Origin of the sequence: Rhodococcus sp. IEGM 1241, assembly GCF_033142365.1 — a bacterium.
Taxonomy (GTDB): domain Bacteria; phylum Actinomycetota; class Actinomycetes; order Mycobacteriales; family Mycobacteriaceae; genus Rhodococcus_F; species Rhodococcus_F erythropolis.
The window spans coordinates 293801-309065 of record NZ_JAWLSE010000003.1 but is presented as its reverse complement, the minus strand read 5'-3'; the positions used below and the strand labels follow the sequence as shown (position 1 = coordinate 309065).

Sequence of the window (15265 nt, the reverse complement as noted above, 5' to 3'; positions counted from 1 at the left end):
CCTACCGGCTCAAACGGGGAGGACTTCGTTCAGCTTTCCGGTGGCGACGTCGAAGACGAATCCGCGTAGGGAGGTCGTCGCGGTGACGAACGGACTGTTCTCGATGCGCTTCAACGACTGACGGACGTCCTCGTCGATGTCGGGGAACGATTCGGCAGCCCAGTTGGGTTTGATGCCGATCTCGTCCTGGATGGATCGCTTGAAGTCGTCGTCGGTGAACGTCAGCATTCCGCAGTCGGTGTGGTGGATGAGGATGATCTCGGTAGTTCCCAGCAGACGCTGGCTGATGGCGAGGGATCGGATCTCGTCGTCGGTGACGACTCCACCCGCATTGCGGATGACGTGCGATTCACCTTCCTGGATCCCCAGCACCCGATAGACGTCGATGCGGGCGTCCATGCAGGCGAGAACGGCAACGTGCTTGCTGGGTGGGAGGGGGAGCGGACCGGTGAACTGCTCGGCGTAGGTGGCGTTGTTCTGCAGGTATTCGTCGGTGACAGTCATCATTCCAGTAGGTTCCCTCGGACCCTGGTTGGCAAGGCTTCCAGTCGCGGTGATCCCAATAGGTGACGCACGGGGGAGCGGACAGGGTGACGCACAGCAGAGCCCAGGTCGGCACCCGGTAGCCTTGAGAACCGTGCATCCCGACGTAATTGCAGACCTGAACGCCCTCGACACCACCCTTCGCACCTGCGAATCGGTTGTGGACGTCGAGGAGCTGCGCCGACGCATCGACGAGCTCGAGCACCAGGCGGCCGACCCCGGTCTGTGGAACGACCAGGAACACGCCCAACAGGTCACCAGCCAGCTCTCCCACGCCCAGGCGGAGCTTCGCCGCATCGTTGCACTGCGCGAGCGGCTCGACGAGATGCCGATCCTCTACGAACTGGCAGAAGACGAAGGCCCCGACGCGGTGGCCGATGCCGACGCCGAGCGGGCGAGCCTGCGTGACGACATCGCGGCGATGGAAGTCAAGACCATGCTGTCGGGCGAGTACGACGAGCGCGACGCACTCATCAACATCCGCTCCGGCGCCGGCGGAATCGACGCCGCAGACTGGGCCGAGATGCTGATGCGTATGTACATCCGCTGGGCAGAGAAGCACGACTACGGCGTCGAGGTCTACGACACGTCGTACGCCGAAGAAGCCGGACTCAAGAGCGCGACGTTCGCGATCAAGGGCCCGTACACCTACGGAACGCTGTCCGTCGAGATGGGCACCCACCGGCTCGTCCGAATCAGCCCGTTCGACAACCAGGGGCGTCGCCAGACGTCGTTCGCCGAGGTCGAGGTCCTGCCGGTCGTCGAGACGACCGACCACATCGAGATCAACGAGAACGACATCCGCGTCGACGTCTACCGCTCGTCCGGTCCGGGTGGCCAGTCCGTGAACACCACTGACTCCGCCGTTCGACTCACACACATCCCGACGGGAATCGTCGTCACCTGTCAGAACGAGAAGTCGCAGCTCCAGAACAAGGTGTCGGCGATGCGCGTCCTGCAGGCCAAGCTGCTCGCGGTCAAGCGTCAGGAAGAGCGCGCCGAGATGGATGCGCTCAAGGGCGACAGCGGCAGCTCGTGGGGCAACCAGATGCGTTCCTACGTTCTGCATCCGTACCAGATGGTCAAGGACCTGCGTACCGAGTACGAGGTCAACAACCCGTCGGCAGTGCTCGACGGCGACATCGACGGGTTCCTCGAGGCCGGCATCCGCTGGCGCATGAGCGAGAACCAGTCCGCATAGCGTTCGGATACCGAAAGGCACGATGACTTTACTTCGACCTGGGCAGAACCTGCTCGATTGGCTTCAAACCACCGGTTTGTCCGTCCTCATGACCGTGCTCGGCGCGATGATTCTCGCCCGGTTGGTCAGTTGGGGCGGCAACAAGGTCACCGACCAGATCGACTCCAACTATCAGTTGGGCGATGCGCTGGTTCGCTCCGAGGCGACCAAGCATCGCCACTCGGTCGCGCAGGTCATCACCTGGGTGGTCATCACGTTCATCTACGTGATCGCGACGCTGAAGGTTCTCGACCAACTGAATTTGCCGATCGGCAGTCTCGTGGCGCCGGCAACTGTTCTCGGTGCGGCGCTCGGTTTCGGTGCACAGCGCGTCGTGCAGGACATTCTTGCCGGTTTCTTCATCATCACCGAACGCCAGTACGGCTTCGGTGACACCGTGCGACTTGCGATCACCGGCTCCTCCGACGACGCCGAAGGTGTCATCGAGGACGTGACCCTGCGCGTGACGCGAATGCGAAACTCCGACGGCGAGGTCATCACCGTTCCCAACGGCCAGATCGTGAAAGCGACCAACCTGTCCAAAGACTGGGCACGCGCCGTCATCGACGTTCCGGTTCCGGCGACTGCCGACCTCACCCGGGTCAACGAGGTACTTCGTCAGGTCGGAGTCGACGCGATGGCTGACCGTGGACTCAAGAAACTGCTGCTCGACGAGCCCACTGTCATGGGCGTCGAAAGCCTCGAGGTCGATCAGGTCAACGTGCGGATGGTTGCGCGCACGCTGCCTGGCAAACAATTCCAGGTCGGGCGAGCACTTCGTGTCCGCGTCGCCGCAGCACTGCGACGTCAGGGGATCACGGTGTCACCGGATCTGCACACCGCACGGACCGAGGAGGCGAGCGAATGACCGATCAGGAACCGCGCCGCGGACTCGACCGCCTGATTCACCTGGACTGGCTTCCGTCACGGATCTTCGGTGGCCGGATGCGCACCTCGACGTTCATTCTCGTGGTCGCCTGGATCCTCACGTATCTGCTGCACACGTACCTCAATCCGGAAGAAACGGCAGCAAACCCGCCGCCGAGCGTCGACACGTCGCAGACCGAGCCGTACGTCGCGCCTTCGGTCAAACAACCGTCGACGACGACCCCCGTGCCGTCCTCGACCGAGCCGACGACCACCTCCGAGGCTCCGTCCTCGGAATCGAGTACGGGCAGCTCCGGTTCTCCGACGCCGACTTCTGGTCCAGCGCCTGCTCCGGGAAACGCCGAACAGTCTGCGACCACAGTGCCGACGACTCCTGCGACGACGACCGTCCCGCAACCTGGCGCGGCAATGCAGGCACCGACGTCGGTGCCACAGTCACCTGCGACCACAGGTACCGGATAAGGACGAGGTGCTCGCGCGTGGCGCCAAGGTCACCGTTAGATAACGGCTAGACTGGCTAGTTGTGATCAGCATGAAGAATGTGTCGAAGTCCTACAAGGCCTCCACCAGGCCGGCGCTCGACAAAGTCAGCGTGGAGGTGGAGAAGGGGGAGTTCGTCTTCCTCATCGGCCCCTCCGGCTCTGGCAAGTCGACGTTCATGCGGTTGCTGCTCAAGATGGAGTCACCCACGTCCGGTGACATCGAGGTCGCGGATTTCCACGTCAACAAGTTGGCGGCCCGCCGCGTGCCGAAGCTTCGCCAGAGCATGGGCTGTGTTTTCCAGGACTTCCGCCTGCTTCAGCAGAAGACGGTGTCCGAGAACGTCGCCTTTGCGTTGGAAGTCATCGGCAAGCCCCGCAACGTCATCGCGCGCACTGTGCCCGAGGTTCTCGACATGGTCGGTCTGGCCGGCAAAGCCGATCGACTGCCCACCGAACTCTCCGGCGGTGAGCAGCAGCGCGTCGCCATCGCCCGCGCATTCGTGAACCGCCCGCTCGTGCTGCTCGCCGACGAGCCCACCGGCAACCTGGACCCCGAAACGAGCCAGGACATCATGCTGCTGCTCGAGCGGATCAACCGCACAGGCACCACCGTCGTGATGGCGACCCACGATCACCACATCGTCGACTCCATGCGTCGACGCGTCATCGAACTCGATCTCGGCAAGGTGACCAGAGACGAAGCGCGGGGTGTGTACGGCGTCGGCAGGTAGCGCCGACTACGACCACACGTCCCGTACGCCCACCGGTTGTCGTGAAACAACCGGCCTCTCGAAAAGGAATCGGATTCCCCGATGCGCGCCAGCTTTATTTTCAGCGAAGTCCTGACCGGCCTACGCCGCAACATCACGATGACCATCGCCATGATCTTGACGACGGCAATCTCCCTCGGTCTCTTCGGCGGTGGTCTGCTGGTCGTGCAGATGGCAGGCAAGACCCAGCAGATCTTCCTCGAACGTGTCGAGGTGCAGATCTTCCTGACCGACGACATCTCTTCGGCTGATCCCGGTTGCGAGCAGGAGATCTGCAGTTCGTTGCGCAAGGAACTCGAGCAGACTCCGTCCGTCGTCGCGGTTCAGTACCTCAACCGCGAAGACGCCGTGAAGGACGCCACCGAGCGCGTGTTCAAGGACCAGCCCGAGCTGGCAGCGCTGGTGAGCCCGGACAGCTTCCCGGCGTCGTTCAAGGTCAAGCTCAGTGACCCGGAGCGGTTCGGCGTCATCAACGACACCTTCGGTTCGAGGCCCGGCGTCGAGAGTGTGCTCAATCAGCGCGAGTTGGTGGACCGACTGTTCAGCGTGCTCGGTGGAGTGCGCAACGCAGCGTTCGCGATCGCGATCGTCCAGGCGATCGCGGCCATCCTGCTGATCGCCAACATGGTCCAGATCGCCGCGTTCACGCGTCGTACCGAGGTCAACATCATGCGGTTGGTCGGCGCGACGCGGTGGTACACCCAGCTTCCGTTCCTCCTCGAAGCCGTCGTGGCGGCCTTGATCGGTGCGGTGCTCGCCATTGCCGGCCTGTTCACGGCGAAGAACGTCTTCATCGACGGGGTCCTGTCCGATGTCTACGAAGCCAATATCGTGGCGCGGATCTCCAACAGTGACGTGCTGTTCGTCTCGCCGATCCTCGTGCTTGCCGGCGTCGGAATGGCCGCGGTGACGGCGTACGTGACACTGCGTCTTTACGTCCGCGAATAATCGGTTTGCACGAGCTTCTATGCTGGAACAGCAAGAACCATTCGACAGCAAGACAGCGGACTGAGAGGCCCGGACAGTGAAGGAAAAGGGCCGCAAGGTCATTGCGACCAATCGCAAAGCACGCCACAACTACACGATCATCGACACCTACGAGGCCGGAATCGCGCTCGTCGGGACCGAGGTCAAGAGTCTGCGTGAAGGCAAGGCGTCGCTCGTCGATGCGTTCGCCACCGTGGACAACGGCGAAGTGTGGTTGCGCTCGTTGCACATTCCGGAGTACACGCAAGGCACGTGGAACAACCACTCACCGCGCCGCACCCGAAAGCTCCTGCTGCACAAGCGTGAGATCGAGCACCTCGTCGGCAAGACCCGCGAGGGAAACCAGACACTGGTTCCGCTCTCGATGTACTTCAACGACGGCAAGGTCAAGGTCGAACTCGCGCTGGCAAAGGGTAAGCAGGACTACGACAAGCGCCAGGACATGGCCAAGCGGACCGCCGAGCGCGAGGTGACCCGCGAGCTCGGTCGTCGTATCAAGGGCATGCGCTGACCTCCATCCTGCTTGCCCTCGTGGCGGCAGTTGCCTACGGAGTCAGCGACTTCGTCGGGGGAGTTGCATCACGACGAGTTGCCGCACTGCGCGTGGTGATCGTCTCGTATCCGCTCTCGCTCGTCATCGTTCTGATCGCAGCACCTTTCGTATCCGGGACGCTGACGCTGAACGGTTTGATCTGGGGCGCGATCGCGGGCGTCACGAGTGGTCTGGCGGTGTGGTGGTTCTATCTCGCGCTGGCAACTGGCCCCATGTCGGTGGTCTCGCCGCTGACAGCTGTTCTGGTGGCGGGTATTCCGGTCCTCGTCGGATTCGCTTTCGGTGAGCGGCCGGGGTTGATCGCGTACCTGGGTATTGCCGTCGCGCTGGTCGCCGTCGTCCTGGTCAGCCGCGAGTCGCCTGACGACACCGCGGGTGAGGTTGCCGGCGGAATCACTCTCCGCTTCACCAGGCAAGTGGCGCTTCTGACCGTCGGAAGCGGCGGCGCATTTGCTCTCTCGTTCATCGCACTTCACCAGATCGGCGAGGGCAGCGGACTGTGGGCGTTGGCCGTATCTCGCGGCGCCGCGACCGTCGTGGTGTGGTTGGTCGCGCTGGCGGCCGGTCACTTCGTTCTCCCACGAGGCGAGCCACTCAAACTCGCGGTGTACGTCAGCGTCCTCGACGTCGTCGCGAACGGGACGATGATCTACGCCTTCCAAGGCGGAATGCTCTCACTGGTCAGCGTGATCGGTTCGCTGTATCCGGCTGCGACGGTTCTGCTCGCCATGGTGATGCTGGGCGAGCGAGTAAGCCGCGTGCAACAAGCAGGAATGCTGTTGGCGCTGGCGGCAGTCGGCATGATTGCCGTCGCGGGCGCCTAGATTCTTTTCGAGTTCCAGCGTTTTCAGTCCTAGTGTTTCAGCCGCGTCTGTCGGCCGGCGCTGCGCGTAGGTGAACACGCTCGCCCTGTTTCCCGAAGAGACTGATCGCCTCCGCAGGTCGGCCGTCGGCAGCGCTGATGCGGTGCGGAATGTGGGTGTCGAACTCGGCGGCCTCACCTGCCCCCATGATGAAATCCCGGTCGCCGAGTTGGAGTCGGATGCGCCCGGACAGAACGTAGACCCACTCGTAGCCCTCGTGGGATCCCGGTTCGCGATCGTCGTCGGTGGGGGAGATGATCATCTTGTAGGCCTGGAGGTTGCCGGGCTGACTGGTCAGCGGAATGACCGTCATGCATCCGACCGTTCGCGGTTCTTCTCGAACGCGGGGGTCCTTGATCTTGCTGTTCACCAGGTCGTCCAACGGGACGCCGTGTGCCTTGGCGATCGGCAGCAGCAACTCCAAGTTGGCTCGGCGAGTACCGGATTCGAGTCTCGAGAGTGTGCTGACGCTGATGTCGGTGGTCTCCGACAGGTCGGCCAGGGTCATGTCGGACTGCTGGCGCAACGCACGTAGGCGAGGGCCGATGCCGGCTAGAACGGCTTCGAACGATGTTTCGGTCATGGATCTATTTTGCCAAAGTGGCAACAGTGTTTGTCAAGAACGCGATCTCTTGTCATTCTGGATTCATGACGCAGAACTCATTCGACGTAGCAGTAATCGGAGCCGGCGCGGCGGGGCTGAACGCCGCACTCATCCTTGGTCAGGCACGCAGGTCCGTGATCGTCTTCGACAACGGATCACCACGGAACGCGGCCGCCGATCACATGAACGGATTCCTCTCCCGCGACGGCATGAACCCCGCCGAATTGTTGACCATCGGCCGAGGTGAGGTCCGCAAATTCGGCGGCGAGTTCCATGACGGCACCGTTGTCTCCGTGACACGGGACGGCGAGAAATTCTCGGTAGAACTGGCTGACGGCAGCAAGATTCAGGTGCGCAAGGTCCTCGTTGCAACGGGTCTGACGGACCGCCTGCCGGACGAACTCGAAGTCTTCGGCGAGCGTTGGGGCCGCGACGTGTTGCACTGCCCGTACTGCCACGGGTACAGCGTGCGCGATCAGCCGCTTGGCGTGATCGCCAAGAGCGCGGAATTTGCGATGCACCAGGCCCTCATGGTTCGCCAGTGGTCCGACGACGTAGTTCTCTTCCTCCATCGAATCACCGAACTGAGTTCCGAAGATCGGGAAAAGCTTGCAGCTCGCGATATTTCGATCGTCGAGGGTGAGGTCGCTGGTCCCGTCGTCGAGGATGATCGGTTGGTGGGCGTGCGGTTGGCCGACGGCACTGTGGTCGCGCGTTCGGCGGTCTTTGTCGGTGGCGCTCTCACGATGGACCCCAACGATGCGATCTTGCGCGCATTCGGCGCGCAGCGCGCTGAGACGATGATGGGCGATTTCGTCACAGTCGACATGATGGGGGCGACGAGCGTGCCCGGCGTGTTCGCTGCGGGCAACGTCGTCGACCCGGGTGCCCAGGTCATCATGGCCGCAGCCGCCGGGGCGAAGGCTGGAGCGGGGATCAACATGATGTTGACCAACGACGACCTCGAGGTTGCACTCGCGCTTCGCAGTTGAATTGTGCGTAGCGTGGGGTGATGGACGCAGTGAGAGTGTTGATCACGGGTGCGACCGGATACATCGGCGGACGTCTTGCCCCTCGTCTGGTCGAAGAGGGCCATCGCGTTCGAGTGGTGGTGCGCAGCCCGGAGAAACTACGCGATGTTCCCTGGCATGATTCCGTGGAGATCAAGCGTGGGGATCTGACCGACAGTGCCTCCCTCTCAGGTGTTTTCGACGATATCGACGTGGTCTACTACCTCGTTCACGCCATGGGCGGTGGAGGGTCGTTCTCGGATATCGACAAGCGAAGCGCGGAGAACGTCGCCGCCGCTGCCCGCGATGCGGGGGTGCGCCGGATCGTCTACCTGGGCGGGCTTCATCCGTCCGACCGAGAGTTGTCGACTCACTTGCAGTCTCGGCTCGAAGTCGGTCGGATCCTCCTCGACTCCGAGGTTCCGACCGTTGTATTTCAAGCTGGGGTGGTGATCGGATCGGGTTCGGCGTCCTTCGAAATGGTGCGCCACTTGACCAATCGACTTCCGGTGATGACCACACCCAAGTGGGTGCACAACAACATTCAGCCGATCGCGGTGCGTGACGTACTCCACTATTTGATCGCAGCCGCGGCGACAACACCGGAGGTCAACCGCGCCTTCGACATCGGTGGGCCAGATGTCATGCAGTACGGCGAGATGATGAACACCTACGCCGACGTCGCAGGATTGGTACGCCGACGCATCCTCGTCTTGCCCGTCCTCACCCCGCGTCTGGCAGGTCACTGGGTGGGATTGGTCACGCCGATCCCGCGGGGCTTGGCGATGCCACTGATCGAATCACTGCAGAACGACGCGGTGATGCACAACCACGACATCGACGACTTCATCCCGCCTCCGGCCGGTGGCCTCACACCGTACCGGGAAGCTGTGCGTTTGGCGCTTCGCAAGATCGAGACCGGTGAGGTGGAGACGGCGTGGTCCGGTGCGACGATCGCGGGAGCGCCGTCCGATCCTCTTCCGTCCGACCCGGACTGGGCAGGGGAGGCAGTTTACGTAGACCACCGCGAACGTGACTGTGCTGCGGATCCGAAAACCCTCTGGTCGGTCGTCGAGTCGATCGGCGGCGAGAATGGTTGGTATTCATTCCCTTTGGCGTGGGCCATCCGGGGGTGGATGGACCGCGCGGTCGGCGGGGTCGGACTGCGCCGGGGTAGGCGGGATCCACGTCGGCTCAACACCGGTGAAGCCCTGGACTTCTGGCGGGTCGAAGAAATCGATCGAGGCAAGTTGCTCCGATTGCGCGCCGAGATGAAGGTCCCGGGCGGAGCATGGTTGGAGTTGCGAGTGTCGGAAGGTCCGGCGGGTGCGGATGGACGGCCGGTGGGTTCGCATCTCGATCAGCGTGCGGTCTTCTTCCCGCGCGGGCTCGCCGGCCGGGCGTACTGGTACTCGATCCTGCCTTTCCACGGAGTTGTCTTCCAAGGGATGATCACCAACATCACCGGTGCTGCAGAGCGTGAGACCGCAGCTATCAGGGAATCAGCTGCGGCGAAGGACACGGAAAGTGCCGCCGATTAATTGGTATGACTTCCGAACTTCGGCGCGTTATAGTGAATAGCCCCACGAAAGACGCGGGGCACACACGGGGCTGAACGGTTTCGACTGCGTGTGTTGAGTTAGGGGAAGCGTGTCGGTGCAGGCAAGAGACCACCGTAAGCGTCGCTGCAAACCTATAAGCGCCGATTCCAATCAGCGCGACTACGCTCTCGCTGCCTAAGTAGCGAAGCGTGTCTGTCAGCCCGGGGTTGCCCTCGACCCGGTTCCTGGCATCAGCTAGAGGGCTTTACTGTTCGGCTCGGTCACGGAGTCGAATGGGACATCAAACAGTGACTGGGATCGTCATCCTGGCTTGTTCGCGAGACTGGGAGATCCAAGTAGAGACTTAGCGAACTGCACACGGAGAAGCCCTAGCGATTCAACGTAGGACCCGGGTTCAATTCCCGGCAGCTCCACAACAGGTCGGGCCGGAGAGCACACGCTCTCCGGCCCGACCTTTTTGCGGTCTTGCTGCGGCACTCTGCTGAGCGCCCGGGTCTTCTTGCGATCAGGAGCCGAAGAATCCCAGGTCGACCGAGCCGACGAAGCCGGGAGCTTCCTTGGCCAGCGGCTTTCCGTCCAGATCGGCAGGCAATGCAACGCCCAGGCTTTGGAGGATGGTCGGCGTGATGTCGGCGATCGTGTACGCGTCGGTGGTCTTGCCGGCCGCGTATCCCGCACCGCGTGCAATGACGAATGTCGTTGCTTCCGCCGGCGTCTGGCCACCGTGCCCTCCAGCAGGCTTGTGGCCGTGATCCGCAGTGACCAGAACCGTCCACTTCTCACCGGTCTTCGCGGCGCGTTGATCAACGGCATCGACAATCTTGCCCACCTGAGCGTCGACCGAGGCAATGGACTCTTCGTACGCAGCGCCGTTGGTGCCGCCGCTGTGCCCCGCGCCGTCCACCTGATCGAGTTGGGTGAAGATCAGGTCAGGTCCCTTGTCGGTGATGTCGCGGGCGACGGCGTCAGCGGTCGCAGCATCGGTGGCCGCTCCGGAACCTGCATCGGCAGTGGTGACGACAACGTCGGCTTTCGGCGTGCCGCTGGATGCGATGTTGTCGATGCCGCCCCAGGTGGAGATCGACTCGGTGAGCAGAGAGGGCTGTGCTGTTTCCAACCGTGTGAACACGCTCGGGTAGAGGTCGAAGCGGGCGCCTGCGTACGTGTTGTCCTTGACACCGTGCTTGGTGTCCCAGACGCCGGTCAGGATGGTCGACCACGACGGTCCGGAGATGGTGGTGTGGCCGAGGATGGAAGATTCTCCGCTGGTTCCTTCGGCGATCAGCTTCTGGAGACGGGGAGCGTCGGCGGTCTTGATGTGGCTGAGCATGGTGCCGTCAAGGCCGATGACAACTGTCTTCTCGGCGGCCGACGGATTGAGGTCGGACGATCCGGGAATTGCTGCAGCAGTTGCAGTTCCGGCAGCAACAGCGCCGGCGAGGAGGAGTGTGATAGCGGCTGAGGTGCGTGCGATTTTCTTGGTCACGCTAAAGATATTGCGATAGGACTAGACCAATTGCACTACCTGAATGCGAGGGTTGTCCGATTGTTCACGACGGATTCAGATTGGACTAGACCAATGTTTGCTCACGCAGCCCAGCCGTCAAGGGTGACGCTGACCGCGTGATCGAGGTGGAGGGGCTCTCCGCTCCACGCCGGTACGATCGCGTCGTCGGGTACGTCTCCGCGCAATAGGTCATCGGCGAACCCCTCTGTTGGCGGTGCTGGGTCGATGACGTCTCCATTGGCGTAGTGGAACTCGAACTTCTGCTCGCCGAGTGCAGAGATCGTGAACTTGCCGTCGTGCAGCGCGCGGTGGCAGGTACCGCAAAGCATGATCAAATTGTCCAAGTCCGTATTGCCGCCGCGTCCCCAGAATTTCACGTGATGTGCGTGCAGGAAGCGGGTCCGTCCGCATCCTGGTGTGCGGCAGCATCCGTCGCGGTAGTTCAATGCCAACATTTGTTTAGCGCTGACGACGCGAGTCCGCCGACCTAGATTCAGAACGCATCCTTCCTTGGTCGTTCCCAGGCGAAGCTTGGCGTTGCAGAGCACTTCCTCAGCGGCATTTTGAGGCAATGCGGGTCCGCTCGGCACTCGGACGGTGTTCGCTTCGTGGAAGAACACAACTTCGTTCGCGGCGGCCTTGGGCGTGCGGTCCGTGACTGCGGCGGTGGCGAGCTCTGCCATCGCGACGAGACCTGGCCCGATATTTCCGACCGGGTTCTTTGCGGCCTTCTCGTCGACGGGGCGGATGGCGGCGATTCGGGTGCGTTCACGTTCCGCCACAGATAACGCTGCGAGGATTCGGGCGCCGTCCTGCGCAGGCACGCGTCCTTTGATGACAAATTCGCCCGTATCCGGGTCCCAATGCCAGCGGACCTGAAGATGTTCGACCGCTTTGGTTTTGCCGGATTCGTTGTCGGTTGCTTTACGCAGACCTGCGGCGAGACGATCGATCTGGGCTGCGGGCGCCTCACATCCGAACCGAACCATCTGCTTTTCGTTGGAGGGCGTGGTGACCCGGGTGAGGGCGCGAACCTTCGAGTAGGACAGGCGGCCTTGCTCGAAGGCCTTCCGCATCTCGGGCAAAGGTCGGAGCGCTTTGGCGACGCGAACGTATTCACGGCCGGTGTGCAGGCTCATTCCGCACTTCCACGACAACCAGTGGGCGCACGAGTGAAGTCCCGGACCGGTCCATCCGCGGTCTTCGTCGAATTTCGACAGGAGGGTAAGGAATCGAGCCGTGGCCGCGGCGATCTGGCCGGCGAGGGCGCAGATTTCCGAGCCGAGCTGATCCACGTCGTCTCGGTTGGAACCCTGCGTATCTTCATCGATCAGTGCTGCGTTCTCGGTTAATGCTGCGTTCATGGTTGCCCCCCGGCTCGCGTCCGACATCATTTCGAATGTACGTTCGATGGTAGATGTGGGTGCCGACACCTTCACGGATACGGGGTGAAAGCGTCCCCGCGGGGACGTCTAACTGCTGCCGATCGAGTACTCGGCGTAGGTGCCGACATCGTCGAAGCCGAGGTTTCGATAGAGCTGTGCGCCGTCGCTGGACGCCTGAAGTACTGCTGTTCGGGCACCTCGCTCGCGGGCGATGTCGAGTGCGGCAAGGGTGACCGCCGAGCCGAATCCGCGTCGGCGAGCCGTTTCGAGTGTGACGACGCCATACAGGCCGGCGACGCCGGCGGCAAAGTGGACCTCGGCTCCGGCGACAGGCTGGGAGTTCGCGTACCCCACGACAAACGAACTCCGCGAACGCTCATCGAGGGCGGCATCAGCGGTGTCTTCGAAGAATCCAATTACTGCGGCTGAGGGCGGCGACCAGTTGGCGGCCATCACGGCGGCGTAGTCGGCGAGCTGGGTACGAGTAGTCACCCGATGAACGGAGAGTTCTGGGACAGGCGTCGGATGAGGGACGACGTCAAGGTCCGCCGTCATCGCTCGTTCTTCCTCGGAGCGCACGCAGCCGAGGGTGGACAGGCGAGCCCCGAGGTCAGAGGGATTATCGCGGGGTCCGGTCCACCAGGAGAACGGACGTCCGGTTGCCCGAATCGAGGCGAGGATGTCGATCAGTCGCCGATCTTCGGGCCCGTCGGCAGGTACGGCGAAGCGAGCACCAGCGATGATGTTGAAAGTGTCGTCGGCGAGGCCGCTGTCTGCGACGACAACGTCCGCAGTGACCGTGACCGATGCAGTCGGCAAGTGTTCATGCAGGTGGCAGGCATGGGAAACCAAGTTGGCGTCCATGGCGTCGAGGACGTCACCGACGAGTGCTTCACGATTCACAAAAGAAATTCTACGAACCCCATCCAAATGGTTTTCGGCTCCGAATGCCATGCATGACGCCCAACCGACGGCAACAGCAGGACGGTGACCAGCACCTGGTGGTGCTCGTGCTGCCTGGAGGAAAGGTCTCGAGCCATCGCCCGGCTCGCGCCTGGCACCTGTCCAACCTTCGGATGCGCCCGTTCACCGCTCAGCTTCGCCGCTCCGGTGTGAAAGCGGTGCAGGCCCGCTATCGGGTTCGTGGTTGGAACGGTGCCGAGCGCAGTCCGGTCGCCGACGCTCGAGCCGCACTCGACGCGATAACGAAACGTAATGCACAAGCTCGGGTGATTTTGCTGGGCCACTCGATGGGCGGACGGGTCGCCGCCGAACTGTGTGGCGATCCGGCGGTGGTCGGTGTGGTTGCGCTGGCGCCGTGGTGGCCCGATGGAACGTCGGTGAATCTGCGTTCGGACACACCACTGGTTGTGCTCCACGGCACGGCCGACTCGTGGACCGACCCGGCAGCGTCTCGTCGGAAAGTTGACGAACTGCAGAAGTCGGGTAAGAGCGCTGAATGGATCGGCATCGACGGCGCAGGCCACTTCATGCTCCGTCGGGCGGCGACCTGGCATCGCCTCGTCGCGGATGCAATCGCACGAATGAGTCGCGGGGTAGCCGCAACAAAGATGGGAGAACGACGATGAGTTCCGACAAGCGCAAGGTGGCCGTCGTCGGTAGTGGTGTCGCAGGTCTGACAGCGGCGTGGGTGCTCAGTAAGGACAGTGACGTCACCCTCTACGAAGCGGATTCACGGCTCGGCGGGCACGCGGACACCCATTCGGTCACCGACCCGGAAGGGCGAAGCCTCGCCATCGACACGGGGTTCATCGTTCACAACGATCGCACCTATCCGACATTGTTGCGATTGTTCGCAGAACTCGATGTGCCTACGCAGGAATCCGACATGAGTATGTCGGTCAGGTGTGGGGGTTGCGGTCTCGAGTACTCGGGAGGCCAAGGGTTGCGCGGCGTTCTCCCGACGCCGGGGCTCCTTGTCAACGGCAGCTTTCTGTCCATGTTGATGGAGGTCAAGCGCTTCCATCGCCGTGCCCGCGCCCTGCTCGACAACACGGATCCGTCGGCACCCGACCAGACACTGGGAGTGTTTCTGCGCAGCGGCCGGTTCTCCGACTACTTCACCGCTCACTTCATGACTCCGCTCGTGTCGGCAGTCTGGTCGTGTGATCCCGGCTCCGCGCTGAAGTATCCCGCGCGGTACCTGTTCTCGTTCCTCGATCACCACGGAATGCTGAGCGTCACTGGATCGCCGACCTGGCGAACAGTCACCGGTGGATCGGGCGAATACGTTCGTCTCGTCGCCAAAAGTATCGGAGATATCCGCCTGAACACGCCGGTTCGCGCCATCCACCGGTCCGAGGATCGCGTCGACATTCGTGACGGCGACGACCAGATCCAGACCTTCGACGCAGTTGTGGTCGCAACGCATCCGCAGCAAGCGCTGAAGATTTTGGCGGATCCGACGCCTGCCGAATCCCAGGTCCTCGGCGCAATGCCGTACTCCGTCAACCACACCCAACTTCACACGGACGAAAATGTGCTGCCCGGCAACACCAATGCGCGCGCGTCGTGGAACTACTACATCCCTGAATGCAACGCGAAGCCGGATCACGTTCTGGTCAGCTACGACATGACGAGGTTGCAGCGGCTGCCGGAGACCGGTCGGCGCTACCTGGTGACGTTGGGGGGAGACGAAATGGTGTCCCCGGACTCGGTGATCGATCAGATGACCTACGAGCATCCGCAGTACACACCCACCTCCGTCGCCGCTCAAGCGCGGCTTCCCGAGTTGGACTCGGACGTGCTCGCGTTTGCCGGTGCATACCACGGATGGGGTTTCCACGAGGACGGTGCACTGTCTGGCCTGCGCGCCGCCGAACGCGTCGGAGGTCGGTGGCCGTGACCGCA

General features: G+C 62.6%; 16 protein-coding genes and 1 other RNA gene. 12 read left to right on the top strand and 5 right to left on the bottom strand.

Going from position 1 to position 15265, the window contains the following annotated elements:
- Positions 1–9: 9 nt before the first annotated feature.
- The gene (locus R4P70_RS16430) at positions 10–504 is read right to left on the bottom strand and encodes a beta-class carbonic anhydrase (protein ID WP_243617273.1); all 495 of its coding nucleotides are present in this window, start codon (positions 502–504) and stop codon (positions 10–12) included.
- A 133-nt stretch (positions 505–637) separates the two neighbouring features.
- Between R4P70_RS16430 and prfB the strand changes: the two genes are divergently transcribed.
- The 7 genes from prfB to R4P70_RS16395 all read left to right on the top strand — a co-directional run bounded on the left by prfB (position 638) and on the right by R4P70_RS16395 (position 6287).
- A complete protein-coding gene (gene prfB / locus R4P70_RS16425) occupies positions 638–1744 on the top strand; it encodes a peptide chain release factor 2 (protein WP_003942364.1) in 1107 nt (368 codons plus the stop codon).
- 22 nt (positions 1745–1766) lie between these two features.
- Positions 1767–2651, top strand: a complete 885-nt coding sequence (locus R4P70_RS16420; RefSeq protein ID WP_019747849.1) for a mechanosensitive ion channel family protein — start codon at positions 1767–1769, stop codon at positions 2649–2651.
- Complete coding sequence (locus R4P70_RS16415; protein WP_317831016.1) at positions 2648–3133, top strand: hypothetical protein; 486 nt, start codon at positions 2648–2650, stop codon at positions 3131–3133. The genes R4P70_RS16420 and R4P70_RS16415 overlap by 4 nt, the downstream gene beginning before the upstream one ends.
- Before the next feature lie 70 nt (positions 3134–3203).
- Positions 3204–3884 (top strand): cell division ATP-binding protein FtsE, encoded by a 681-nt coding sequence (gene ftsE / locus R4P70_RS16410; RefSeq protein ID WP_020969258.1) that lies wholly within the window; start codon positions 3204–3206, stop codon positions 3882–3884.
- An 81-nt stretch (positions 3885–3965) separates the two neighbouring features.
- The gene (gene ftsX / locus R4P70_RS16405) at positions 3966–4871 is read left to right on the top strand and encodes a permease-like cell division protein FtsX (RefSeq protein WP_003942367.1); all 906 of its coding nucleotides are present in this window, start codon (positions 3966–3968) and stop codon (positions 4869–4871) included.
- A 76-nt stretch (positions 4872–4947) separates the two neighbouring features.
- Positions 4948–5421 (top strand): SsrA-binding protein SmpB, encoded by a 474-nt coding sequence (smpB, locus tag R4P70_RS16400; protein WP_003942330.1) that lies wholly within the window; start codon positions 4948–4950, stop codon positions 5419–5421.
- Positions 5422–5429: 8 nt separating this feature from the next.
- The gene (locus R4P70_RS16395; protein ID WP_075832889.1) at positions 5430–6287 is read left to right on the top strand and encodes a DMT family transporter; all 858 of its coding nucleotides are present in this window, start codon (positions 5430–5432) and stop codon (positions 6285–6287) included.
- A gap of 37 nt (positions 6288–6324) precedes the next feature.
- Here the strand turns inward: R4P70_RS16395 and R4P70_RS16390 are convergent, their stop codons facing one another.
- Positions 6325–6909: a helix-turn-helix domain-containing protein gene (locus R4P70_RS16390; protein WP_007731290.1), complete on the bottom strand. Its 585-nt coding sequence runs from the start codon at positions 6907–6909 to the stop codon at positions 6325–6327.
- Between the two features lie 65 nt (positions 6910–6974).
- On the opposite strand from R4P70_RS16390, the gene R4P70_RS16385 reads away from it, so the two are divergent.
- The 3 genes from R4P70_RS16385 (at position 6975) to ssrA (ending at position 9918) form a co-directional block, all read left to right on the top strand.
- Positions 6975–7922: an NAD(P)/FAD-dependent oxidoreductase gene (locus R4P70_RS16385; RefSeq protein ID WP_060938676.1), complete on the top strand. Its 948-nt coding sequence runs from the start codon at positions 6975–6977 to the stop codon at positions 7920–7922.
- A gap of 20 nt (positions 7923–7942) precedes the next feature.
- Positions 7943–9481 carry an SDR family oxidoreductase gene (locus R4P70_RS16380; protein ID WP_020969261.1) on the top strand — a complete coding sequence of 513 codons (1539 nt, stop codon included), beginning with the start codon at positions 7943–7945 and terminating at the stop codon, positions 9479–9481.
- Between the two features lie 66 nt (positions 9482–9547).
- Positions 9548–9918, top strand: a transfer-messenger RNA (tmRNA) gene (gene ssrA, locus R4P70_RS16375).
- An 89-nt stretch (positions 9919–10007) separates the two neighbouring features.
- Here ssrA and R4P70_RS16370 read toward each other — a convergent pair.
- The 3 genes from R4P70_RS16370 to R4P70_RS16360 form a co-directional block, all read right to left on the bottom strand.
- Complete coding sequence (locus R4P70_RS16370; RefSeq protein ID WP_046378361.1) at positions 10008–10988, bottom strand: alkaline phosphatase family protein; 981 nt, start codon at positions 10986–10988, stop codon at positions 10008–10010.
- 101 nt (positions 10989–11089) lie between these two features.
- Positions 11090–12373, bottom strand: a complete 1284-nt coding sequence (locus R4P70_RS16365; protein WP_317831015.1) for an HNH endonuclease signature motif containing protein — start codon at positions 12371–12373, stop codon at positions 11090–11092.
- A 108-nt stretch (positions 12374–12481) separates the two neighbouring features.
- The gene (locus tag R4P70_RS16360) at positions 12482–13297 is read right to left on the bottom strand and encodes a GNAT family N-acetyltransferase (RefSeq protein ID WP_269577739.1); all 816 of its coding nucleotides are present in this window, start codon (positions 13295–13297) and stop codon (positions 12482–12484) included.
- A gap of 53 nt (positions 13298–13350) precedes the next feature.
- Here R4P70_RS16360 and R4P70_RS16355 point away from each other — a divergent pair, with 53 nt between their 5' ends.
- Both R4P70_RS16355 and R4P70_RS16350 read left to right on the top strand, forming a co-directional pair.
- Positions 13351–13983 carry a dienelactone hydrolase family protein gene (locus R4P70_RS16355; RefSeq protein ID WP_069145918.1) on the top strand — a complete coding sequence of 211 codons (633 nt, stop codon included), beginning with the start codon at positions 13351–13353 and terminating at the stop codon, positions 13981–13983.
- Positions 13980–15260 carry an NAD(P)/FAD-dependent oxidoreductase gene (locus tag R4P70_RS16350; RefSeq protein ID WP_317831014.1) on the top strand — a complete coding sequence of 427 codons (1281 nt, stop codon included), beginning with the start codon at positions 13980–13982 and terminating at the stop codon, positions 15258–15260. Before R4P70_RS16355 ends, R4P70_RS16350 begins: the two co-directional genes overlap by 4 nt.
- Positions 15261–15265 lie beyond the last annotated feature (5 nt).